The sequence below is a fragment of the Pseudarthrobacter sulfonivorans genome (assembly GCF_014712225.1).
GTDB classification, from domain to species: domain Bacteria; phylum Actinomycetota; class Actinomycetes; order Actinomycetales; family Micrococcaceae; genus Arthrobacter; species Arthrobacter sulfonivorans.
Map to the genome: position 1 here is coordinate 64,726 of NZ_JACXBW010000019.1, position 22,376 is coordinate 87,101.

20 protein-coding genes are annotated in these 22,376 nt (G+C 64.1%); 8 read left to right on the top strand and 12 right to left on the bottom strand.

Going from position 1 to position 22,376, the window contains the following annotated elements; all coding sequences use genetic code 11:
* Complete coding sequence (locus IAQ70_RS19620; protein WP_190991380.1) at positions 1 to 1,221, bottom strand: sarcosine oxidase subunit beta family protein; 1,221 nt, start codon at positions 1,219 to 1,221, stop codon at positions 1 to 3.
* The gene (gene glyA / locus IAQ70_RS19625) at positions 1,218 to 2,588 is read right to left on the bottom strand and encodes a serine hydroxymethyltransferase (protein ID WP_317983716.1); all 1,371 of its coding nucleotides are present in this window, start codon (positions 2,586 to 2,588) and stop codon (positions 1,218 to 1,220) included. Before glyA ends, IAQ70_RS19620 begins: the two co-directional genes overlap by 4 nt.
* A gap of 151 nt (positions 2,589 to 2,739) precedes the next feature.
* On the opposite strand from glyA, the gene IAQ70_RS19630 reads away from it, so the two are divergent.
* Positions 2,740 to 3,411 carry a GntR family transcriptional regulator gene (locus IAQ70_RS19630; RefSeq protein WP_190991382.1) on the top strand — a complete coding sequence of 224 codons (672 nt, stop codon included), beginning with the start codon at positions 2,740 to 2,742 and terminating at the stop codon, positions 3,409 to 3,411.
* A gap of 47 nt (positions 3,412 to 3,458) precedes the next feature.
* On the opposite strand, the gene IAQ70_RS19635 is transcribed toward IAQ70_RS19630, so the two are convergent.
* The gene (locus IAQ70_RS19635; protein ID WP_190991384.1) at positions 3,459 to 3,653 is read right to left on the bottom strand and encodes a hypothetical protein; all 195 of its coding nucleotides are present in this window, start codon (positions 3,651 to 3,653) and stop codon (positions 3,459 to 3,461) included.
* A gap of 78 nt (positions 3,654 to 3,731) precedes the next feature.
* On the opposite strand from IAQ70_RS19635, the gene IAQ70_RS19640 reads away from it, so the two are divergent.
* Positions 3,732 to 4,541, top strand: a complete 810-nt coding sequence (locus IAQ70_RS19640; RefSeq protein ID WP_190991386.1) for an IclR family transcriptional regulator — start codon at positions 3,732 to 3,734, stop codon at positions 4,539 to 4,541.
* A gap of 174 nt (positions 4,542 to 4,715) precedes the next feature.
* On the opposite strand, the gene IAQ70_RS19645 is transcribed toward IAQ70_RS19640, so the two are convergent.
* The 7 genes from IAQ70_RS19645 to IAQ70_RS19675 all read right to left on the bottom strand — a co-directional run bounded on the left by IAQ70_RS19645 (position 4,716) and on the right by IAQ70_RS19675 (position 11,508).
* A complete protein-coding gene (locus IAQ70_RS19645; RefSeq protein WP_190991388.1) occupies positions 4,716 to 5,675 on the bottom strand; it encodes a sporulation-delaying protein SdpB family protein in 960 nt (319 codons plus the stop codon).
* Positions 5,660 to 6,139: an SdpA family antimicrobial peptide system protein gene (locus IAQ70_RS19650; protein ID WP_190991390.1), complete on the bottom strand. Its 480-nt coding sequence runs from the start codon at positions 6,137 to 6,139 to the stop codon at positions 5,660 to 5,662. The genes IAQ70_RS19645 and IAQ70_RS19650 overlap by 16 nt, the downstream gene beginning before the upstream one ends.
* A 144-nt stretch (positions 6,140 to 6,283) precedes the next feature.
* Positions 6,284 to 6,973, bottom strand: a complete 690-nt coding sequence (locus tag IAQ70_RS19655) for a hypothetical protein (protein WP_190991392.1) — start codon at positions 6,971 to 6,973, stop codon at positions 6,284 to 6,286.
* Positions 6,974 to 7,029: 56 nt separating this feature from the next.
* On the bottom strand, positions 7,030 to 7,464 hold the full coding sequence (locus IAQ70_RS19660; protein WP_190991394.1) for an SdpI family protein: 435 nt from the start codon (positions 7,462 to 7,464) through the stop codon (positions 7,030 to 7,032).
* A 264-nt stretch (positions 7,465 to 7,728) separates the two neighbouring features.
* Positions 7,729 to 8,613, bottom strand: a complete 885-nt coding sequence (locus IAQ70_RS19665; protein ID WP_190991396.1) for an MFS transporter — start codon at positions 8,611 to 8,613, stop codon at positions 7,729 to 7,731.
* 399 nt (positions 8,614 to 9,012) lie between these two features.
* On the bottom strand, positions 9,013 to 10,149 hold the full coding sequence (locus IAQ70_RS19670; protein WP_190991398.1) for an aromatic ring-hydroxylating oxygenase subunit alpha: 1,137 nt from the start codon (positions 10,147 to 10,149) through the stop codon (positions 9,013 to 9,015).
* Between the two features lie 81 nt (positions 10,150 to 10,230).
* Positions 10,231 to 11,508 carry an NAD(P)/FAD-dependent oxidoreductase gene (locus IAQ70_RS19675; protein WP_190991400.1) on the bottom strand — a complete coding sequence of 426 codons (1,278 nt, stop codon included), beginning with the start codon at positions 11,506 to 11,508 and terminating at the stop codon, positions 10,231 to 10,233.
* Between the two features lie 249 nt (positions 11,509 to 11,757).
* Between IAQ70_RS19675 and IAQ70_RS19680 the strand changes: the two genes are divergently transcribed.
* From IAQ70_RS19680 to IAQ70_RS19705, 6 genes are all read left to right on the top strand, one after another.
* Entirely contained in the window at positions 11,758 to 12,108 is a 351-nt protein-coding gene (locus IAQ70_RS19680; protein ID WP_190991402.1) for a bifunctional 3-phenylpropionate/cinnamic acid dioxygenase ferredoxin subunit, read from the top strand.
* 34 nt (positions 12,109 to 12,142) lie between these two features.
* On the top strand, positions 12,143 to 14,101 hold the full coding sequence (locus tag IAQ70_RS19685) for a BCCT family transporter (protein ID WP_190991404.1): 1,959 nt from the start codon (positions 12,143 to 12,145) through the stop codon (positions 14,099 to 14,101).
* Complete coding sequence (gene purU / locus IAQ70_RS19690) at positions 14,098 to 15,069, top strand: formyltetrahydrofolate deformylase (RefSeq protein WP_190991406.1); 972 nt, start codon at positions 14,098 to 14,100, stop codon at positions 15,067 to 15,069. The genes IAQ70_RS19685 and purU overlap by 4 nt, the downstream gene beginning before the upstream one ends.
* A 38-nt stretch (positions 15,070 to 15,107) precedes the next feature.
* Complete coding sequence (locus tag IAQ70_RS19695) at positions 15,108 to 17,615, top strand: GcvT family protein (protein WP_190991408.1); 2,508 nt, start codon at positions 15,108 to 15,110, stop codon at positions 17,613 to 17,615.
* A 138-nt stretch (positions 17,616 to 17,753) separates the two neighbouring features.
* On the top strand, positions 17,754 to 19,301 hold the full coding sequence (locus tag IAQ70_RS19700) for an HNH endonuclease signature motif containing protein (RefSeq protein WP_190991410.1): 1,548 nt from the start codon (positions 17,754 to 17,756) through the stop codon (positions 19,299 to 19,301).
* Between the two features lie 69 nt (positions 19,302 to 19,370).
* Entirely contained in the window at positions 19,371 to 19,589 is a 219-nt protein-coding gene (locus IAQ70_RS19705) for a hypothetical protein (RefSeq protein WP_190991412.1), read from the top strand.
* A 127-nt stretch (positions 19,590 to 19,716) separates the two neighbouring features.
* Here IAQ70_RS19705 and IAQ70_RS19710 read toward each other — a convergent pair whose 3' ends face one another.
* Together IAQ70_RS19710 and IAQ70_RS19715 are read right to left on the bottom strand one after the other, a co-directional pair.
* The gene (locus tag IAQ70_RS19710) at positions 19,717 to 22,071 is read right to left on the bottom strand and encodes an FdhF/YdeP family oxidoreductase (RefSeq protein ID WP_190991414.1); all 2,355 of its coding nucleotides are present in this window, start codon (positions 22,069 to 22,071) and stop codon (positions 19,717 to 19,719) included.
* Between the two features lie 109 nt (positions 22,072 to 22,180).
* On the bottom strand, positions 22,181 to 22,376 hold a 196-nt coding region (locus tag IAQ70_RS19715; RefSeq protein ID WP_190991416.1), incomplete at its 5' end, for an MBL fold metallo-hydrolase.

Genomic DNA, 22,376 nt, shown 5'->3' on the forward strand with positions numbered 1-22,376 from the left:
CTAGTGGGCGACGGCGGCTGCGCCGTGTTCGTCGATCAAGGCGCCGGTTTCGAAGCGTTCCAGCGCAAAGGGCTTGTTCAGCTGGTGCGGCGTGCCCGTGGCGATGTTGTGCGCGAACGTCATGCCCGCGGCCGGCGTGGCCTTGAAGCCGCCGGTGCCCCAGCCGCAGTTCACGAACATGTTCTCCACCGGGGTGTTGCCCACGATGGGCGAGGCGTCCAGGGTGGTGTCCACGATGCCGCCCCAGGTCCGGAGCACGTGTGCCCGGGCAAAGATGGGGAAGAGCTCGACGGCGGCCGCCATCTGGTGCTCGATCACGTGGAAGGAGCCGCGCTGGCCGTAGCCGTTGTAGGAGTCAACGCCGGCGCCCATGACCAGTTCGCCCTTGTGGGCCTGGGAGACGTAGACGTGCACGTGGTTGGACATAACCACCGTGGGGTGGACCGGTTCGTGCAGCTCGGAGACCAGGGCCTGGAGCGGGTGGGACTGGATGGGGAGCCGGAAACCGGCCATTTCCGCCAGGACCGAGCTGTGTCCGGCGGCCGCGAGGCCCACCTTTTCGGTGTTGATGGTGCCCTTGTTGGTCTTGACGCCCACCACACGGTTGCCGTCCTTGACGAAGCCGGTGACTTCGCAGTTCTGGATGATGTCCACGCCGAGTTCGTCGCATTTGCGGGCGAAGGCCCAGGCCACGTGGTCGTGCTTGGCGATGCCTGCACGCGGCTGGTAGGTGGCGCCCATGACGGGGTAGCGGATGTTGTCGCTGATGTTCAGGATGGGGCAGAGTTCCTTGACCTGCTTGGGGTCAAGCCACTCGGCGTCCACGCCGTTGAGCTGGTTCGCACCGACGCGCCGCATGCTTTCACGGACGTCACCGAGGGTGTGGGCGAGGTTCATGACGCCGCGCTGGCTGAACAGGAAGTCGTATTCGAGCTCCTCCGGCAGGATTTCCCAGAGCTTGAGGGCGTGCTCGTAGATGGCCGCGCTCTCATCCCAGAGGTAGTTGGAACGGATGATGGTGGTGTTCCGGGCCATGTTGCCGCCGGCCAGCCAGCCCTTTTCCAAGACGGCGATGTTGGTCATGCCGTGGTTCTTGGCCAGGAAGTAGGCGGTGGCGAGGCCGTGCCCGCCGCCGCCAACAATCACGGCGTCGTAGGAGGACTTGGGTTCCGGGTTGCGCCAGAGGAAGTCCGGGTGCTCGGGGAGCTGTTGCGTGCTCACTGGGCTGCTCCAATCAGGTCTGATTCGAAGGCGGCGACATCGGTGCCGCCGTTGAGGTGCGAGTAAAGGGGGAACTGCTCGGCCAAGGCCGTGACGCGGGCGCGGAGTTCGACGACGGTGGCTTCGTTGAGGGATGCGCCGGCTGAGGTGCCGTCCCCGCCGTCGTTATGTGAAGCAGCGGCGATGAGCGCCGTCGCGATGATGTCCGCAACTTCGGTGAATTCAGTGGCGCCGAACCCGCGGGTGGCGAGGGCGGGGGTGCCGATCCGGAGGCCGGAGGACACCATGGGCGGGCGGGGGTCGAACGGGACGGCGTTGCGGTTGACGGTGATGCCGATGCGGTGCAGGGCGTCTTCTGCCTGCTGTCCGTCCAGTTCGGAATTGCGAAGGTCAACCAGGACCAGGTGCACGTCGGTGCCGCCGTTGACCACGGAGATTCCCGCAGCGGCAACGTCGTCGCGGAGGAGCCGTTCGGCCAGGAGCTTTGATCCCTGCAGGACGCGTTCCTGGCGTTCCTTGAATTCGGGGCTGCCGGCGAGCTTGAAGGCCACGGCCTTGGCGGCGATGACGTGCTCCAGCGGCCCGCCCTGCTGACCGGGGAATACCGCGCTGTTGATCTTCTTGGCGTACTGCTCCTTGGCGAGGATGACGCCGCCGCGAGGGCCGCCGAGGGTCTTGTGGGTGGTGGTGGTGACGACGTCGGCGTACGGCACCGGGTTCGGGTGCAGTCCGGCGGCCACCAGGCCGGCGAAGTGCGCCATGTCCACCATGAGGTAGGCACCTACGAGGTCGGCGATGCGGCGGAACTCGGCGAAGTCCAGCTGGCGGGAGTAGGCAGACCAGCCGGCGACGATCAGCTTCGGGCGGTGTGCCAGGGCCAGCGCTTCAACCTCGGCCATGTCGATCCGGAGGTCGGACTCCCGCACGTTGTACGGGACCACGTTGTACAGCTTGCCGGAGAAGTTGATCTTCATGCCGTGGGTGAGGTGGCCGCCGTGGGCCAGGCTCAGGCCCATGATGGTGTCGCCCGGGTTCAGCAGGGCAAACATGGCGGCGGCGTTGGCCTGCGCGCCGGAGTGCGGCTGGACGTTCGCGAATTCCGCACCGAAGAGGGCTTTGACGCGGTCGATGGCCAGCTGCTCAATAACGTCAACGTGCTCACAGCCGCCGTAGTAGCGCTTGCCGGGGTAGCCCTCCGCGTACTTGTTCGTCAGCACTGAGCCCTGCGCCTCCATGACGGCGGACGGGGCGAAATTTTCCGAGGCGATCATCTCCAGCGTCGACTGCTGGCGGACCAGCTCGTTGTTAATGGCCTGCTGGACCTCGGGATCGACTGCGGAAAGTCGCTCGTTCAACTGCTCAACCACGGATGCTCCTTTGAAATACCACTGCTCTTATGACTGATATATCAGTGTGAGCTCAATGGTATGATTGGGATCACAGCAGAGTCAATAGCTGGACCGAAACCGGCGTAAAGCTAAGTTCGGGTTCAGCGGTACAGAAGAACGGAGCGGCGCCGTGAATGCAATTCTTGCCCTGCCCCAAGCGGAGGACGAGGTGCTGTCCCAGGCTGAGGCCGCGTATCGGCAGCTGCGGGACAAACTGATCATGCTTGAGATCCGCCCGGGGGAACCGATCAACGACGGTCAGTTGGCCGCCGAGCTCGGCTTCGGGCGGACACCTGTCCGCGAGGCGATCAAGCGGCTTGAGGTGGATCACCTGGTTATTTCATATCCGCGCCGCGGAACCTTTGCCACCAGCGTGGACTTCACGGAACTGGCGGATGTCTCAGAAGTCCGCGAGTTGCTGGAGCCGCTCGCTGCGCGCAGTGCTGCCACCCGGGCCAACGCGGCCATGCGCCGTGAACTGCTGAAAGTCGCTGACACCATCGCAGAGCTTGAGCCCCACCCGGCGGAGTCGCGCGACCTGATGCGGTATGACCTGACAGTGCACCGGCTGATCTACAAGGCGGCCGCCAACCCGCACCTCGAAGACACCCTGATCCGCTACGACAACCTTGCAACCCGTATCTGGTGCCTGGTTCTGGACAAGTTGCCGTCAGTCAGCGGCCACATCACCGAGCACGTGGACTTGCTCAGGGCTGTGGCCGAGGGTGATGCCGACAAGGCCGGCGAGCTTGCCCTGCACCACGTCACGAGCTTTGAGGAAACCATCCGCAAGGTGCTGTAACGGCAGGATCGTCGGCGCTGTAAATGGAGCCGCCAACCACGGCCACGTCAGCACCGCCCGCCGCACGGCCCGCTGCAGGTGGCGGACGCGCCGCCGTCGTACCTCATCGAATCCCTGCCGACTCGGCAGAACGCCTCCGGGTAGCCGCCGAACTGCTGGACCACCACCGTCGAAACACTGCTCGCGGCACTGAGGTCGCCGGCGCTGCCCGACGCTGCGGCCCGGACCGTAGCAACAGGCATCGCGGCAAACTCCAACGGCCTCCGCTGACTTTCCGCGCCCTGATTTCACCACGGGCAACCTACTTGAGAGTATGGACCATGGCTGCGAACAATGAACGTGAACCCGACGTCGATGCGGAGGCGGGCCAGCACGGCGGCGTCCAGTCCGTGGACCGGGCCCTCGCGGTCCTGGAAATCCTGGCGCGGGACGGCCACGCCGGCGTGAGCGACATCGCCGAGGAGATGGGAATCCACAAATCCACAGTCTCCCGGCTGCTGGGTTCGCTGGTGAGCCGGGAGATGGTCCACCAGAACAGCGATCGCGGAAAGTACCAGCTGGGCTTCGGCATCCTGCGGCTGGCCAGCTCCATTCCGGGCCGGCTGAGCCTGGTCCGGGAGGCTCGCCCCATATTGGAAAGCCTGGCCGACGAATTCAAAGAGACGGTGAATCTCGCTGTCCTGCGCTCGAATTTCGCGGTCAACGTGGATCAGGCGATGGGGCCATCCACCTTGGCCACCTATGACTGGGTGGGCAGCCTCACGCCGCTCCACGCCACCTCGAGCGGGAAGGTGCTGCTCGCAGCGCTGTCCGCGGATGAGCGGGATCGAATCCTCAAGGAGACGGGACTGCCCGCACGGACTCCGCGGACCATCACCAACCGGGGAAAGCTGGAGAACGAACTGATCAACATCGCCCGGACTGGCTACGGCGTCACGCTGGAGGAATTCGAGATCGGCATCAACTCCATGTCCGTGCCGGTGTACAACCACTTGGGGACAGTCATTGGCGCCATCAGCATCTCGGGCCCCGTCTTCCGCTTCGACCCCGAGAAGGAGCCTGGACTCATTGAGGGAATCAAGGACGCGGGCCTCCAGATCAGCGCCAAGATGGGCTACACCCGGCGCTGAGAATTTCTAGGAGCGCTAGGTGGAATTCCCTCTGACGGCCGGCTCACTGACAGCGGCCTCCTCGTGTGCGATCCACAAGGCGCGTCCGAGGATCGCAAGCGAGGCAAGGCTCCAGGCAACGCGTGGGTATTGACTCGAAATCACAGCGGCAGCAGCCTCGTGACGGACGGCAGTTCAGGCGACGGGTACCAAATCGTCGCGACGGCTCGCTTGGAAAGGCGATCGGATCCAAAGCCTGTACATGACCGGAACCAGCCCGCGCGATCCAGCAATCATGACGGAGAAAATCATGGCCAGCGCGAAAGACCAGATACCAATGAAGGCGATGATGCCGACGTGCAGCATCGCACAGGCAACGAATCCCGCTGTCTGCACAACGGGTCGCTTGCTAAGAATCGATCCTGCAGTCAGGCACTCCACAATCATCGTTCCCCAACTAAGTGATAAGGCAACGATGGGTATTGAGGTGAGCAAGAAAACAAAACCTTGAAGAAAGTTTGCAGTTCCAAAAAACTCACCACGAACGATGTAGTAGAGGGCGCTCCCCTCACTCCAATTCTCAACGCTCAGTTTAGCCAGCGCGCTGTGCAGATATATATATGCGACCTGGAACCTAAGAGCCCAGTGGGCGGCCCACGAAATCCCTTGCAAAGCTCCGAACCTGGCGCTGGACCATGAGTTGCTCTGGGACCAGTGCCAAATCCGGGCATCTGGCAGACAGACAAACACCAGGAAGAAGGTAGTGAACACCAATACTGTGTCGCCACCGTCAGGCAGAGCCACTGCATGTGCAAAGGAGTAGGAGAGCCAGAAGTGCAGAATTGAGGTAAACCGAGGCAGCCAGCCGGATATCACGGCGATCAGACCAAGGATCATCAAAATTTGTACAATATCATCCGGGAGTCCATCCGCCACACAGAACAATGAGACATTCTCCAGGAAACGATGGCACTGTCCGGTTGAAGGCTGCCCCAGAATCGGAACCGCATAGAGGTGCGCGGCGGGCGTAAATACGAGGGTCAGCACCTGTGAAAGCGCAAGGCCGCTCCTGGCCAAAGCAATTACGCGGGACTGGGGATTAAACGACCAAATATCTCTGTCGAGCCTGCATAATAGATTCACGATCGCGTGCATCTCGATTCTACAACTGCACCCTTGACCTCAAAACGGGCTTCGGATTCAAATTCCCGATAAGCCCAAGGAACAGCTTTCGTCTGAAAAATAACTATACGGCCGCAAACGGAGGCAACCGGCGACTCATTGTCCACGACCTGGAGCTTCAGTGACCGCACACTCTCAAGGCATTCACCCCGATCAGCATCCGGGCTGCACTCCGTCCATTCCTTGATGGTGTTACCGATAACGCCCATCTCCGGGCCCTGGGACCTTTGTTTGCGACTCAGCCCGAAATAGTTTCCCGGTCTCGTTTGTGGAGTAAGCATCAACGACTCGATTGATCCGTCGTCCCGGAGCTGATAGACGGCGAACTCCGGATCGTTGGGTGGCTTAGTGAAGAACGCCCACGCTTGCGGCGCCAGGGATACCAGCGTGCGACGAAGCGGCTCACCCTCCTTCACTGCCAGCACATTGCTGGGCATGGCAAGATCGTCAGCGCGAAGAACACGCCGAACAGTGCCAGAGAAATCATTCCCGCCAGCAACGAGGTTTTCGATCTGCGGGACCGGTCGTTCAGGGTCATGGTAGGTGGCGGCAGACAGAGTTCCAGGGCCAGAGAAACGAGTTCACCGTAGCGCTCGTGTGAGCTCTGCAATCGCGGTGTCTCGTCCGATTTCCTCGACGCCTGCCGTTGTCATGTAGTCCTTATTCGCCAAATAGCCAGGAACCACCAGCAGAACCAATACAGCGGCACCGGCGACAACCACGAACGTCGCAACCGCAACGTTTGCGTACAAGGCGCCATTCGCTACGACGAAGGCAGCCACTGCGGCACATGTCCAGGTCACACCGCACCCATAGGGCGTCACCTGCGGCTGTTCCTCCGGATTGGTTATCGCTTTGCGGTAGTTCAAGTAGTCGTAGAACTTTTCCGTGAAGGTGGCCAGAGCAGCCTCAACCGAGCGTGGCTTGCCGGAGCGGAGCTTCGGCAGCACCTCGGACTTGAAGCCGGGGTAGTATGCCAGGAAATCGGTGACGATCGGGTCGACCTCGGCAAGGCTCGGAACCGGACGATCTGCGGCAAACCCCAGCAGGCTGAGCAATCGCGGGTTACTTTCGGCCAGTGGGCCAATACCAGCCAGGAGAAGCCGCAGTGCATCTTCCGCACTATATTTTCCCTGGAAATCTGATTTCTTCGTTGTAACTATGGAGGAGACTGACGCTTGAGCAGATGAGATACCCACCGAACCAAGCAGTATGCATAGCAGCATTGCCAGACTGACGCGCAGAGTTCTTAAATATGAAGTTGAAAACAAAATATCCCCCAATATTTGTAAACGAAATTTAGTTGTAAAGCGAAGCCTGCTGTTGACTATGTATCGCCTGCAGCTATGCGACGAGCGAGAGAATCCGCTTTATAGTACATGTGCATGAGCATGGCCACCATGATGGCGGTGAACCCCATGCCGGAGAAGAAGATCCACGGAACGCTTGAATCATCTTTGGGTAGTACTGCGAATATAACCCACATAGTGGCAACAAAACCCAGGAGTAGCACAGGAATGGCTTTCAATGCACCAAGAGCTGAACTGTGTGCAGCGTTCCATGCACGCTCGGATGACAATGTGGCTTTCGAACGGATGCCAAACGTGTAATTTGGCTTTGATTCGCCTGATTTGACCTGCGACGCGAGCATTTGGAGTAGGCCGGCTACTACCAAGAACGCAATCGTGAACATAGTCGTGCTGAAAGCCGCCCCCAAAACGATCCTTTCACTGCTATGGACTCGGATGACCGAGGAATTCATGATTGGAATGCCACGCTAACACCGGCCACACACCTTCGCAAATCACACACCCTGGACCGCAAACGACCCTCAATTGCCTTCATGTCGCTTCAGCGGACCACGACATGCGGAATATGTGGGGCAAATGCCGAACTGTCAAAGCCTCGTTGGATCCGTGCGGTAACAGCTGTCAGTTCCCCAATCGCAACCTCGCAAAGCATCCCACCGAGGGGTTCATCGGTCTCTGTGAGGTTGTACGTTTTCAAATAGATTTAGGAGACACGCCTAGGCGGGGCGGCGGACAGGGCCGCGGGTAGACGGATAAGCGGCCATCAGCGCAGCCGAGACCACCCAGATCACGCCTATTCCAGTCACGGCAAGTCCTCCGCCGAGGCCCGTGGCCGACGCTGCCAGCGCCGCACCGGCCGCTGACGCGCTCGCCCGGAAGCCCGCCCCCACCGTGAAGATCTGGGACCGGAGGTGGGGCGGGCTCAGATGGCTGCGGAGGAAGAGCATGGCCGCGGCTGTGGGAGCAGTGAACACCCCGGACAGGCCGATCGCAATCACGGTCCAGACGGTGCCAAAGTCGAACGCGGCTCCGATGGTCAGCAGCCCGGTGGCGAGGAAACCCAGCATCATCACGGCGTGCGGGCGGGCGCGCGTGGGCCGGATGGTCTCGCACAGGGCACCTATCAGGCTTCCGACGGCGAACGCGGTCACCAGGAGCGCGCCCTCCCCGGGCGAGCCGATTCGCTCGATGGAAAGGGCAACGGCTGCTACGGCCAGTCCGCCCTGGCCAAGCTGGCTCAGGGTGGATGCGCCGGTCACCACCGCCAGGGGGCGGTGGCTCAGGATGCGGTGCAGCCCGGACCTGACCGTCTGCCACACTGAATGGCCCGTGGCGCCACGGGCTTTGAGCCGGGTGGCCGCCGCGCTGATGGCACCAGCGAGGGCAGCGGCGCACAGTACCCACAGCGCTGTTCCGCCCGGCAGGAACGTGGCAAGGACCGCGACGAGGGCAGGCCCGGCCACGGCGGAAATATTGTAGGACAGCGCGTCGTAGGCGAAGGCGCGCCGCTGGTCAGGGATCTCGTCCGCCACAAAGCTCGAGAGCCCGCCCATGTAGAAAGGCGAGAGCGCTCCGGCGACGGCCAGGAAGGCGAAGACCACGGGCAGCGGGATCTGCCCGATGAAGGACGCGCTGCGGCGGCGGTCAGGAAGCCTGAAGCTGCGATCAGGACGGCCGGCCGGCGGGAACGGTCCAGGGCCGCACCCACCATGGGGGCCGCAATGACGCTTGGTCCTAGGGAGACAGCCACCAGGGCGCCCCCGATGCCGATGTTGTTCAGTTCCTGCACTGTGAGGATGGGGATGGCGACGGAAGAGCCAGCCATCGCCAGGCGTGGCGGCACTGAGGCCGCAAGGTATCCAAGCGCGCTCATCCTCGGGTGGCATCGCCTTTCCGTTGTGTGGTCCGCAAACGATATTTGACACTAGCCCAGCCCGCGGCCTTAAAAGAATGAGCCCGCCGGTCAGGACGGGCTCATTGCCTTAGGTGTCGCGGGGGTTTCAGCGGGCGGGTGTTATGTCCCCAACCTTTTCCTGGACCCAGTCGTGGAACGCGCCGATGTGGTGTTCGCTTGGGACCAGCACGCCGCCCTTGGAGTAGACCCTGGAGCTCATGCCCGGCTGCGTGCGCTCGCAGGCATCGAAGTCCTGCTCGTTGACGCGGTGGAACAGCTCCACCGAAGCGCTGAGGTCCTTGCCGCTTTCCACCACGCTGGGCAGGTACAGCCAGTCGCATTCCACGACGGTGTGGTCTGCCGCGAGCGGGAACATGCGGTGGACGATCACATGGTCCGGCACCAGGTTCACGAACACGGTCGGCTTGATGGTGATGGCGTAGTAGCGCCGGTCCTGGTCGTCCGCGATTGTCGGAATCAGTTCGAACCCTTCGGAGCCGTCGATGGTGAAGCCCTTGACGTCCTCACCAAACTCGGCGCCGTGGCCCACGAAATACTGGGCGGCCAGGCCGTCCGCGAACTCCGGCAGGACCTCGGTCAGTTCGGGGTGGATGGTGGCGCAGTGGTAGCACTCCATGAAGTTTTCGATGATGAGCTTCCAGTTGGCCTTCACGTCGTAGCGGATGCGGCGGCCCAGGCTGAGGTTGGCAACGTCGTAGCCCTCGATCTTCTGGTGGTCGCCGAGGCGTTCTTCGACGGCGCCCATGACGTCCTCTTCGAACGACGGCGGCTCGTCGGCAAGGCAAACCCACACGTAGCCGAGGTACTCGCGGATGTGGACCTTGACCAGTCCGTACTCGTCGCGGTCGATGTCCGGCATCTTGGTCAGGTTGGGCGCAGCGATGAGCTTGCCCTCGAAGTCATAGGTCCAGGCGTGGTACGGGCACTGGAATGAGCGGGCAGCTTCACCCTGCTCCTCCATGCACAGCTTCACGCCGCGGTGCCGGCAGACGTTGTAAAAAGCGCGGATGGCGCCCTTGCGCGTGCGGCTGATCAGCACGCTTTCCCGACCGATCTGGACGGTCTTCCATGCGCCTGCCTTGTCCAGGTCCGCCGAGCGGATGGCACAGAACCACATCTGCTCGAAAATCCGCTCCTGCTCGGCGCGGAACACCGCCTCATCCACATACGTGTAACCGGGCAGCGTAGGGATCAGACTCGGGGCACTTACCTCAACAGACAATTTGTCCTCCTTATGAACAACGATCAACAAGGGCATAACTCAGGGCAGGGATTTCGGATTTGGAGCTAAAAATCAGGAATTTCAATGCACGACGGCGGCCCCCACCAGTGCGGACGCGTCTGCACAAGCAGCTGGCTGGCTCTCCGTTTGTGCCTGCGGAACGGCATGCGGCGCGGCGGGTGGTTGGGCAGTCGCCGCCGAGCCCGAAGCCGAGAGGCTGCGCCGCCATTTGGTGAACAGCCGGGGCTGGTTCATCCCCAGGACCGCCACCGGCTCATCACCGCGGTAGTACACGGCAAGGCAGCTGTGCGTGTGGGCCTCCCCCGCCTCGATCTCCAGCCTGTCGTAGCCGGCGGAGTGGCCGGCAAACTGCAGCTTGACGCCGTACTGATCGGACCAGAAATAGTGCGGCTTGGCCGGCTTTGGCACGGCTTCAGCGTCCAGCAGGGCCTCCACCGCAATGGCCGCCCGTTCCAGCGCGCCGGTCCAGTGTTCCATCCTGCGGTGCTTTCCGGCTGCGTGGTCGAACCATGAGGCGCAGTCACCCACGGCCACGACGCCAGGCACGCCCGTTCGTCCCATGGCGTCGCACACCACGCCACCGTTCAGTTCCAGTCCGGAGTCCGCCAGCCATCCGATGTTAGGCTCGGCGCCGATGCCGACCACCACCACGTCGGCGGACACGTAGCGTCCGCCGGCCAGACGGAGTCCGGTGACATTGCCCTCACAGCTGTAGAAGTCCTCGATCACGGCTGAGGAGATGAGCTCCACACCGTTGGCTGCGTGGAGTCCGGCCACCAGGCCGCCCATTTCGGTACCGAGCTGCGCGGCGAACGGAACCGGCTTGGTGTCGATCATGGTTACGTCCATTCCCCGCGATGAGGCAGCGGCGGCCACTTCCGCGCCGATGAAGCCGGCACCGATGACGGCCATCCTGCTGCCGGCCACCAGTTCCGGCGCGAGGCTCTGCGCGTCGGCGAGGGTGCGGAGGGTAAAGACATTGCTCAGTCCGGCCAGCGTGGGCAACTTCCGTGCCCGCGCTCCGGTTGCGATGACGATGCCGTCCGCCTGAATAGTGCGGCCGTCCTTCAGCAGGATGGTACGCGTGCCGGCATCCAACGACGCCGCTTCAGTTCCCAGCAGCCAGTCAGCGCCCAGCTCATCGGGGTCGGACTCCAGGGATAGGTCCTCTGCCGTCGCCCTGCCAAGGAGGAAGTCCTTGGACAGCGGCGGCCTGTCGTACGGCCGGTGCGGTTCGTCGCCAATGACGACAAGCCTGCCGGTAAAGCCTTGGGCACGGGCGGCCCGGGCGGCCGACAGGCCGGCCAGGGAAGCTCCCACAATCGCTAGCGTCTGCATTCAGCGTTCCTCTTTCAATTGCTTCTTACGCAACAACCATCGCTATATGCAACAGAGTGATGTACGCCACGGGCGCTGTCAAGGGTTGGCGCAACAAGGGGACGGCGCTCCGCAACAGAAAGGAAAACCCTTGACAAGCAATGTGAGCTGGCGCACTCTGTTGCATATTGCGATTGCTGTTGTTCATAACGGAACTGCGCCAGTCGCTGAGACACCCAAGAGGAACCCGAACGAAGAAGAGGACCACTCATGCATAAGGCATGCCCGCTCAGCGAACTGGCACCCGGGGAAGCACTGCGGCTGAATACCTCGCCGCCCATCGCCGTCTTCCACACAGAGGAAGGCGAGCTTTTCGCAATTGATGACACGTGCACCCACCAGGACGCGTCCCTGGCCGACGGCTGGGTGGAGGACTGCTGGGTGGAGTGCCCGCTGCACGCGTCCAGGTTCAACCTGCGCAGTGGAAGCGTCGACGCGCCGCCGGCCAAGCTGCCGGTCCGCTCCCACGAAGTAACGGTGATCGATGGCGACATCATGATCATCGAATCCAAGGACGTCCCCAACCTTCCCCCCGGACTGACAGTGGACGGCCACGTCTAATACCAGCCCATGAATCCGAACAAAGGACTTGCTCATGGCATTGAACAGTGAAACCCGGCCGGACAATGACGTCCTGGACGAATTAGATCCCCTCCCCGCCGCCTACGATTTGGAGACGGAGACGGAGGCGGAAGACACCGAACAGATCATGCAGGAACTCCGCCAGACCCGGTCAGAGCAGGCGGTGGCAAACCGCCGGAACCGTAAGCTCACCCTCGACAAGGCCACGTTCGGCATCACCGGTGCCGTCGCCCTGGCCTTCGTGGCCTGGGGCTTCCTCGGGCGCGACAGCCTGGCCACCACCTCGACCGTCGCCCTCGACTGGGTGATGGAGTACACCGGCTGGCTCTTTATGGTCCTGGCCTCGTTGTTTGTTGTCTTTGTCCTCTGGCTGGCACTCGGCAAGTGGGGCAATATCCCACTGGGCAAGGACGGCGAAAAGCCAGAGTTCAAAACGGTCTCCTGGATCTCCATGATGTTCGCGGCAGGCATGGGCATCGGCCTGATGTTCTACGGCGTCGCCGAGCCGCTCTACCACTACATCTCCCCGCCGCCCGGAACCGTGGACGGGAGCACTCCTGCCGCCATCCAGACCGCCATGGCAACCTCCATCTTTCACTGGACCCTCCACCCGTGGGCTATGTACGCCGTGGTTGGCATCGCCATGGCCTACGGCACCTACCGCCTGGGCCGCAGGCAACTGATCTCCGCAGCGTTTACGTCGCTGTTCGGTATCCGGACCGTGGAAGGGCCGGTGGGGAAGTTCATCAACATCCTCGCGATCTTTGCCACGCTCTTCGGCACGGCAGCCTCCCTCGGCCTCGGTGCGCTGCAGATCGGCAGCGGCCTGACGTCCAACGGCTGGATCGGCGAAATCGGCACGCCCGTCCTGGTGGCCATCGTTGCCATCCTGACGGCCTGCTTCGTGGCCTCGGCCGTGTCCGGCATCAGCCGCGGCATCCAGTGGCTGTCCAACATCAACATGGTCCTGGCCGTGGTCCTGGCACTCATCGTCTTCATCGCCGGACCCACGCTGTTCATCCTCAACCTCATCCCTGCCGCAGTGGGAGACTACGCCAGGGACCTTGCCGAAATGTCATCCCGCACCGAGGCAGTCGGCGATGAGGCCCTGCGCAAATGGATGTCCGGCTGGACCATCTTCTACTGGGCCTGGTGGGTCTCCTGGACGCCGTTTGTCGGCATGTTCATCGCCCGGATCAGCCGGGGCCGGACCATTCGCCAGTTCGTAACCGGCGTCCTGCTGGTCCCCAGCATCGTCAGCGTCATCTGGTTTGGAATCTTTGGCGGAACGGCCTTCCATGTGCAGCAGGAAGCGGACAAGGCGGGCAGTCCCGGCCTGGTGTCCATGACCAGCGGGTCACCGTCCATCGACTTCGACGGCGCACTGTTCGACCTGGTGAAGAACATGTCCATGCCTGCCTGGCTCACCGCGGCCGTCATCGTCCTGGCCATGGTCCTCGTGGCCATCTTCTTCATCACCGGGGCCGACTCTGCGTCGATCATCATGGCGTCACTGAGCTCCAACGGGTCCGCCGACCCGAAACGCGGCCTGGTCATCTTCTGGGGCCTCCTCACCGGCGCAGTAGCAGCCGTCATGATGCTGGCCGGCGGCGACGAGCCATCGGAGGCGCTTTCCGGCCTGCAGCGCATCACCATTGTGGCGGCGCTGCCGTTCGTGCTGGTCATGCTGCTGCTGTGCTTCGCACTGGTCAAGGACCTGCGCCGGGACCCGGTGTCGCTCCGGCGCCGCCTGGCCGACTCAGTGGTGGAGCGTGCCATCCGCACGGGCGTAGACCAGCACGGCGGAGTCCAGTTCGACCTCGTGACCAAACATGAATGCGGCGAACGCTGCCCGGACGGGGTCCGCTGCCCCGGCGATGCGCCCGGCAGTGATTCCACCGGCAGTGATTCCAACGGCAGCGATTCCCGCGACGCCCTCAAGCCCGCACCCACACTTAGGAGCAAACCGTGACCATCCTTCTTGAGAACCGTGTGCCGGGCAACGCCACCGCCGCGGCGGGCGCCGCGAAGGCAGCCGCCACCACCCGCCCCGCCCAACTCGTCCTCACCCTGTCCTGTCCCGAACAGCCCGGAATCGTCCGCGCGGTGACGGCCTTCCTGGCGGACCGCGGCTTCGACATCGTGGAGCACCAGCAGTTCGACGACCACGTCAGCGGCAACCTCTACCTGCGCACGGCGTTTACCGGCGGTGGTTTCGAGGGGTTCAGCCACACGGCGGAACAAGACAGCCACCTGCACGAGAACAACACGGCGAATCTCACCGCGGCCTTTGCACCCATCGCCGGGGAGTTCGGCATGGACTTCACCATCCACGACGGACGGCCGCAGCGGCTGCTGGTGATGGTCTCAAAGTTCGGGCACTGCCTCAACGACCTCATCTTCCGGTGGCAGGCCGGCAGCCTTGGTGCGGAGATCGCCGTCGTGGTTTCCAACCACGAGGACCTGCGCCCCATGGCGGAAGCCGCGGGGCTCCCCTTCATCCACGTCCCGGTGACGGCGGGCACCAAGCCGGAAGCCGAGGCCCGGCTGCTGGAACTGGTGACCGAGTACAACGCGGACCTGGTGGTCCTGGCCCGCTACATGCAGGTGCTGTCCAACGAACTCTGCGCCGGCCTCCGTGGCCGTGCCATCAACATCCACCACTCGTTCCTGCCCGGTTTCAAGGGCGCCAAGCCCTACCACCAGGCCTACGACCGCGGGGTGAAGCTCGTCGGAGCCACCGCGCACTACGTCACGGCGGACCTGGATGAGGGTCCCATCATCGAGCAGGAAGTGTTCCGCGTGGACCACAGCCTGGATGCCGATGCCCTGGTGACGGTGGGACGGGACGCCGAAACGCAGGCGCTGTCCCGGGCGGTCAAGTGGCATTGCCAGCACCGCGTCCTGCTCAACAACACCCGCACCGTCGTCTTCCGCTAACGCGAACGTCCGCCAAGCCAAACAGGAGAAACACACTTATGAGCGCATCACCACGCGTTGTCATCATCGGCGCCGGCATCGTTGGCACCAACCTCGCGGATGAACTTGCTACCCGCGGCTGGACCAACATCACGGTGGTCGAGCAGGGGCCGCTGGAACTGGCCGGCGGGTCCACCTCGCACGCGCCGGGCCTGGTGTTCCAGACCAACCCGTCCAAAACCATGACGGAGTTTGCCAGCTACACCGTGGACAAGCTGCTGTCCCTGAGCGACGACGGCACTTCCTGCTTCAACCAGGTGGGCGGGCTTGAACTGGCCACCACCGAGGCCCGGCTGGAGGACCTGAAGCGCAAGCTGGGCTACGCCACCTCCTGGGGCGTTGAAGGTCGGATCATCGACGCCGACGAGTGTGAGAAGCACTATCCGCTGCTCAACACCGGCGCCCTCGCAGACGGACGCCGCATCCTGGGCGGCCTCTACGTCCCCACGGACGGGCTGGCCTCGGCGGCCCGGGCGGTGCAGCTGCTGATCAGCAAGACCCGTGCGGCGGGCGTGACGTACCTGGGTTCCACGGCCGTGACCGGCATCGAGCAGTCGGGCGGCAAGGTGACCGGCGTCGAAACGGACGACGGCGTGATCCCCGCTGACATTGTGGTGTCCTGCGCCGGTTTCTGGGGCCGCGAACTCGGCAAGCTGGTGGGGCTGAAAGTGCCGCTGCTGCCGCTCGCGCACCAGTACGTCAAGACGACCCCGCTGGACGGCCTGCGCGGCGTCAACGAGCTGCCCAACGGGGCCAGCAAGCCCATCCTGCGCTATCAGGACCGCGACCTGTACTTCCGCGAGCACGGCAACCGGATCGGCATCGGCAGCTACGCCCACAAACCGATGCCCGTGGACATGGACACCCTGCCCCGCGTCAGCGCCAAGGACATGTCAGATCACCGTATGCCCTCCCGGCTGGACTTCACGCTGGAGGACTTCGCCCCGTCCTGGGAGGACTGCCAGGACCTGCTGCCAGCCCTGCACGCAACGCAGATCGATGACGGTTTCAACGGCATCTTCTCCTTCACCCCGGACGGCGGGCCGCTGATGGGGGAGTCGCCCGACGTCGAGGGCTTCTTCGTTGCCGAGGCAGTCTGGGTCACCCATTCGGCCGGTGTGGCCCGGGCGATGGCCGAGCTGCTCATCGAAGGCCAGTCCCGCACCGATCTGCACGGCTGCGAGCTGACGCGTTTCGAGGAGGTCCAGACCAGCGACCAGTACGTCAGTGAAACGTCCCAGCAGAACTTCGTGGAAATCTACGACATCCTGCACCCGCTCCAGCCCAAGGAATCCCCGCGCGACCTGCGGGTGAGCCCCTTCAATGTCCGGCAGAAGGAGCTCGGCGCGTTCTTCCTGGAGTCCGCCGGCTGGGAGCGGCCGCACTGGTTCGAGGCCAACCGCGGCCTGCTCGCGGAACTGCCGGCGGAATGGCAGACGCCTCCGCGGGATGAATGGTCGGCCATGTTCTCTTCCCCCATTTCCGCAGCCGAGGCGTGGAAGACGCGCACCGCCGTCGGACTCTATGACATGACGCCGCTGAAGCGGCTCTCCGTCGCCGGCCCCGGCGCCCAGGCGCTGCTGCAGCGGCTCAGCACGGGCAATATCGCCAAGAAGCCGGGTGCCGTGACGTACTGCCTGCTGCTGGCGGACGACGGCGGCATCCGCAGCGACGTGACGGTGGCGCGTTTGGCGGAGGAAGAGTTCCAGCTCGGCGTGAACAGCCATGTGGACTTCGACTACCTCCGCGTGGAGGCGCGTCAGCAGTCGGCCGCGGATCCCGCGCAGTGGGTGCACGTCACCGACATCACCGGCAGCACCTGCTGCATCGGACTGTGGGGACCGCTGGCCCGCGAAGTGATCGGCAAGGTCAGCGCTGACGACCTCAGCAACGACGGCCTGAAATACTTCCGGACCAAGGAAATCTCGGTGGGCGGCATCCCCGTGACGGCCATGCGACTCTCCTACGTGGGGGAGCTCGGCTGGGAGCTGTACACGACGGCCGAGTATGGGCTCAAGCTCTGGGACCTGCTGTTCGAGGCGGGGCGCGACCACGGCATCGTTGCGGCCGGGCGGGGCGCGTTCAACAGCATGCGGCTCGAGAAGGGTTACCGGCTGTGGGGCACGGACATGACCTCCGAGCACCACCCCTACGAGTCCGGCCTGGGCTTTTCGATCGCCAAGGACAAGACGGGGTTTGTGGGCTGTGAAGCCCTTGCGGCGCGCAAGGAACAGCCTGCCACGCGCGCGCTGCGTTGCCTGACGGTCGACGACGGAACGTCCCTCGTGCTGGGCAAGGAACCTGTGTACCTGGACGGTTCTGCGGTCGGTTACGTCACCAGCGCCGCCTACGGCTACTCGGTCCGCAAGCCGATCGCGTACGCCTGGCTGCCTTCATCTGTGTCGATTGGGGATTCCGTGGAGATCGAGTACTTCGGGAAGCGCATCGCCGCGACCGTCACCGCCGAACCGCTGTTCGATCCGGGCATGGAGCGGCTCCGCGGCTGACCTTTCCACCCCCGCGAGAGGGCACTTGACGGCAGTCCCGGCGTCGGACATTGCCGTCAAGTGTCATCTCGCGAGGTTCCGGCGCTGGTGGTTGAAGCCCCAGGACAAAATGTCAGACCCTCGTTGGATGATGGCTACATGAGCAACCCGGCAGTGGCGAAGGCGTATGCGGACATCGCCGCGGCCGTTGCTGTGCTCACCGGCGTGGTGAACGAATCCGGTTCCGATGGACTTTCTGCGGAGGGCGATCCGCTGCGGGTATTGTCCGAGGATTGCCTGGATATTCTGACCGGGGCCGCGGCAGCGGATGCGCAGATGGCTGGTTTGAAAGCACTAACAGCGGTGACATACGCGGACACTGCCCAGGCCGCAGCACCTCCGGAGGCTTCGGTCCAGGCCCAGGAGATGGCAGTCACGGCTGAGGTTGCGTGTGCCCTGACCATCGGTGACCGGGCGGCGGGTTCGTTCCTGGCGGTTTCCCACGCCCTGACCAATACCTTGCCGTTGACCCTGGCCGCCCTGCAGTCCGGAACCCTCTCCTGGCAGCACGCCCGGGTCATGGCGGACGAAGCCGCCACCCTTGACCGGGCCGGTGCCGCCGCACTGGAGGCCCACTTCCTGGACCCCGACGCGCCGGGATCGGCCAGTGGGTGTCCCGCCGGCGAAATGCCAGCATCCCGGTTCCGTCACCGGGCCCGCACCTGGCGCGAACGCCACCACGCGGAGAGCATCGAAAAGCGCCACGCGAAAGGTGTCCTGGACCGTCGGGTCGAGTACGTGCCGGACCAGGACGGGATGGCCTGGCTCACGGCCTACCTCCCCGGGGACCAAGCCGCTGCGATCTGGAACCGGACCACCGCCGTGGCCCGTGGTCTGCAAGGCCCCGACGAGCCCCGGACGCTCACCCAACTCCGGGCCGACGTCTTCGCCGCCGCCCTCCTTCGCGGCGGAGACCAGGACAGCAGCGGGAACCAGGGCAGCGGCGGAAACCAGGGCAGCGGCGGGAGCGCGGAAGGCAGCAATCCCGGGCAGGTTCCGCCGCCGCGGGCCGGGGTCCTGGTGACGGTCCCGGTGTTCTCCCTGCTCGGCGCCACCGAGGAGCCAGCGATGCTGGACGGCTACGGCCCCATCCCGGCGTCGATGGCCCGGGACCTCGTGGCGAACGGAGCCGACTCGTTCTACCGCGTCCTGGTCGATCCCCGGGACGGGGCCCCGCTGGAGATCGGGCGGTCCAGTTACCGGCTCAGCAAGGCCATGCGGCAGTGGCTGCGGCTGCGGGACGGCAAGTGTCCCTTCCCGGGCTGCAGCAACAACTCATTGGACAACGAGGCCGACCATATCCTCGCCTGGGCCAAGGGCGGCACCACCGGGGTCTCGAACCTGGGACAGCCATGCCCCAAACACCACCGCCTGAGACATACCAGCGCCTGGCGGCCCACCCCGGCCACCAAAAACGAACCACCCGGCTGGATCTCACCCTCGGGAAGGCGCTACAAGAGCGAACACCAGGACTGGGAACCACCCCACTGGCCCCACCAACCCAGACCGCAGGAAGGATCGAAGGAAGGATCACCGCGCGGCCACCCGGACAGTCACCCGGACGCGGCAAGAGACCCGGGCTTCATCCACACCGGACTATCCCTGGGCGAAGACGGCCTGGAACGGTTCCTCCACGCCCGGGCCTGACAAACCACGGTTCTTGCTCCGGCTCGCGGACCCTTGCAGGAAGCCTGCCGCTGATGCTTGGCTGTTGGGATGGCTGATGAAGATTTTTCCAAGAAAGTTCCTTCCGACGAGCACCTCCGGCAGGATGTGGCACCAGAGTCCCAAGGAGAACAGCAAGACGTCACGGACAGCGGTTTTACACCTGGCCAGACCAATGCCGGACAACAGGTGGGTGGGCTCGCCTCGGCAAGCGGCTACGGCGATGACCTGGACCCTGAAACGCAGCCTGACGGAAACAACCCCGTCTAGGAACGGGGCGCTAAGGGGCAGAACTGCCACGGCGGCATCCGGCAGGTGCCGGATGCCGCCGTCGTCGTTCCGCTTCGAATGGACCGTTCTGCCTCGAAGGGAGTTCTTCGAAGGACAGGGAACGGAACTAGCCGGCGGCGGCCGGCTCGAGGGCCCCGGCGGCCTCCTCCTCGGCTGTTTCCGCCGTGTGCGGCACGAAGCGGACGAACATGGCTTTGAAGCCCGGGGTGTTGGATTCCCGGGCCACGTTTTCCTTGTGGACCAGGGCGTTGGCTTCGGGGAAGTACGCGGCGGCGCAGCCCTTCGCCGTCGGGTAGGCCACGAGGCGGAACTTGTCCGCCTGCCGGTCTTGCCCGCGGAAGGTGCTGACCACGTCCACAAGGTCCCGGTCCTTGAAGCCCATCTCTGCGAGATCCTCGGGGTGCACCAGGATCACGCGGCGGCCCCCTGAGATCCCGCGGTAGCGGTCATCCAAGCCGTAGAACGTGGTGTTGTACTGGTCGTGGCTTCGGATGGTCTGAAGCACCAGGTGTCCGTCGGGCGGCGTCAGGTATTCCAGCGGGCTGACTGTGAAGCGGCCGCGGCCGATGTCGGTCTTGAATGAACGGGTGTCACGGGGCGGGTTGGGCAGCACAAAGCCGTTCTTGGTCCGGACCCGGGTGTTGAAGTCCTCGAAACCGGGCAGGACGCGCGAGATGTGGTCCCTGACCACGTCGTAGTCCTCGGCCATGGCCTTCCAGTCCACCTGACCGCCGTCCCCCAAAGTTGCCTCGGCCATCCGCGCCACGATCACCGGCTCCGCCAACAGGTGATCGGAGACCGGCTGCAGCCTGCCCTGGGTGGAGTGGACCACGGACATGGAGTCCTCGACCGAAAGGAACTGCGCACCCTTGGGGTGCTTGTCATCCTTGTCCGTCCGGCCCAGCGTTGGCAGGATCAGCGACGTGCGGCCGTGCACCACGTGGGACCGGTTGGGCTTGGTGGAGATATGCACCGTCAGGCCGATCCGCTGCATGCCGGCTTCCAGAGTCTCCGTGTCCGAGCAGGCGAGCGAGAAGTTGCCGCCCATGGACACAAAAACGTCCACCTCGTCACGTTCGAACGCTTCCATGGCTTCCACGGCGTCGTAGCCGTGATGGCGCGGCGAGGTAATCCCGAACTCGCTGTCGAGTGCTTCGAGGAGCCATTCCTTGGGTTTTTCCCAGATGCCCATGGTCCGGTCGCCCTGGACGTTCGAGTGCCCGCGGACCGGGCAGGCGCCGGCGCCTGGCTTGCCGAAGTTGCCCTGCAGGAGCAGGACGTTGACCATTTCCTTGATGGTGTCCACCGAGTGCGGCTGCTGCGTCACGCCCAGGGCCCAGCAGAAAATCGTGGCCTTGGACTTGATGAGCATTCCGGCCACCGTCTCGATCTGTTCGCGGGACAGGCCGGTGGCTTTCTCCGTCTCCGCCCAGTCCAGCTCCCCGCGGGCGTCGCGGTAGGCGTCGAACCCGTCGGTCTGGGCGTCAACAAAGGATCGGTCGACGACGGTGCCCGGGTTGCGTTCTTCCTCGGCCAGAAGCAGGTGGCCCAGGGCCTGGAACAGCGCCAGGTCCCCGCCGACCTTGATCTGGAGGTACTCGTCCGCGAGCGGCGTGCCGCCGCCCACCACACCCGAGACAGTCTGCGGGTCCTTGAAGTTGAACAGCCCCGCCTCCGGCAGCGGGTTGACCGCCACCACCTTGCCGCCCTTGTCCTTGCACTCCTTCAGGGCCGAGAGCATGCGGGGATGGTTGGTGCCGGGGTTCTGGCCGACGACAAAGATGAGCTCGGAGTCGTGGATGTCCTCCAGGGACACGGTTCCCTTGCCGATGCCGATGGTCGGGTTCAGCGCTGAGCCTGAGGACTCGTGGCACATGTTCGAGCAGTCGGGCAGGTTGTTGGTGCCCAGGGCCCGTGCGAACAGCTGGTACATAAAGGCCGTCTCGTTCGCGGTGCGCCCGGAGGTGTAGAAGACGCAGCGGTCCGGGGTGGAGGCGCGGATGTGTTCGCCAACGAGGGCGAAGGCATCAGCCCAGGAGATCGGGGAGTAGTGGGTCTCGCCGTCCCGGATCACCATCGGTTCACTCAGCCGGCCCTGGTTGCCCAGCCAGTATTCGGTCTTCGTTGAGAGTTCGGCGATGGAGTGCTTGGCCCAGAACTCCGCCCCGACCGTGCGGAGGGTGTTTTCCTCGGCCACTGCCTTGGCACCGTTCTCGCAGAACTCGGCCGCCTTGCGCTTCGTGGCCGACTCGGGCCAGGCGCAGCCCGGGCAGTCGAATCCGCCCTGCTGGTTCAGCCGCAGCAGAGACTGCGCCGTGCGGGTGACGCCGGCCTGGGCCACGGCGCGCTCCAGCGCGACCATCACAGCCTTCACCCCGGCTGCTTCCTTTTTCGGCTTGTGGACCTCGAGGTCGTTCTCGTTGATGTCTGCGACGGGGGCGGGCTGCTTACCGAACTTCATTGTTCCAACTTCCTTACGGGCTCACGCCGTTCTTGTTCAAAAAGCCCGACGAGGCGCGCCAGCTGTCCTGGCGCGCCTGGTCGGGATCCTGCCGTTGGGGGATCCTGTTCTACTGGGACACCTTAGCCAGCGTTTCCCGTTCGGCACTAATGGTGGTGTTCTCGCCGTGGCCGGTGCGGACCACGGTCTCGGGCGGGAGGGTGAGCAGCCGTTCCCGGATGGAGGCCAGGATCGTGGGGTAGTCGCTGTAGGAGCGTCCCGTCGCTCCCGGGCCGCCGTTGAAGAGTGTGTCGCCGGTGAAGACT

What these genes read in the sequence shown, in the direction of transcription:
- IAQ70_RS19635 (WP_190991384.1), bottom strand. Translation starts at nt 3,653, where the DNA reads ATGCCTGTTGCTACGGTCCGGGCCGCAGCGTCGGGCAGCGCCGGCGAC.
- IAQ70_RS19640 (WP_190991386.1), top strand. Translation starts at nt 3,732, where the DNA reads ATGGCTGCGAACAATGAACGTGAACCCGACGTCGATGCGGAGGCGGGC.
- IAQ70_RS19645 (WP_190991388.1), bottom strand. Translation starts at nt 5,675, where the DNA reads ATGCACGCGATCGTGAATCTATTATGCAGGCTCGACAGAGATATTTGG.
- IAQ70_RS19650 (WP_190991390.1), bottom strand. Translation starts at nt 6,139, where the DNA reads ATGCCCAGCAATGTGCTGGCAGTGAAGGAGGGTGAGCCGCTTCGTCGC.
- IAQ70_RS19660 (WP_190991394.1), bottom strand. Translation starts at nt 7,464, where the DNA reads ATGAATTCCTCGGTCATCCGAGTCCATAGCAGTGAAAGGATCGTTTTG.
- IAQ70_RS19675 (WP_190991400.1), bottom strand. Translation starts at nt 11,508, where the DNA reads ATGCAGACGCTAGCGATTGTGGGAGCTTCCCTGGCCGGCCTGTCGGCC.
- IAQ70_RS19680 (WP_190991402.1), top strand. Translation starts at nt 11,758, where the DNA reads ATGCATAAGGCATGCCCGCTCAGCGAACTGGCACCCGGGGAAGCACTG.
- IAQ70_RS19685 (WP_190991404.1), top strand. Translation starts at nt 12,143, where the DNA reads ATGGCATTGAACAGTGAAACCCGGCCGGACAATGACGTCCTGGACGAA.
- IAQ70_RS19695 (WP_190991408.1), top strand. Translation starts at nt 15,108, where the DNA reads ATGAGCGCATCACCACGCGTTGTCATCATCGGCGCCGGCATCGTTGGC.
- IAQ70_RS19700 (WP_190991410.1), top strand. Translation starts at nt 17,754, where the DNA reads ATGAGCAACCCGGCAGTGGCGAAGGCGTATGCGGACATCGCCGCGGCC.
- IAQ70_RS19705 (WP_190991412.1), top strand. Translation starts at nt 19,371, where the DNA reads ATGGCTGATGAAGATTTTTCCAAGAAAGTTCCTTCCGACGAGCACCTC.
- IAQ70_RS19710 (WP_190991414.1), bottom strand. Translation starts at nt 22,071, where the DNA reads ATGAAGTTCGGTAAGCAGCCCGCCCCCGTCGCAGACATCAACGAGAAC.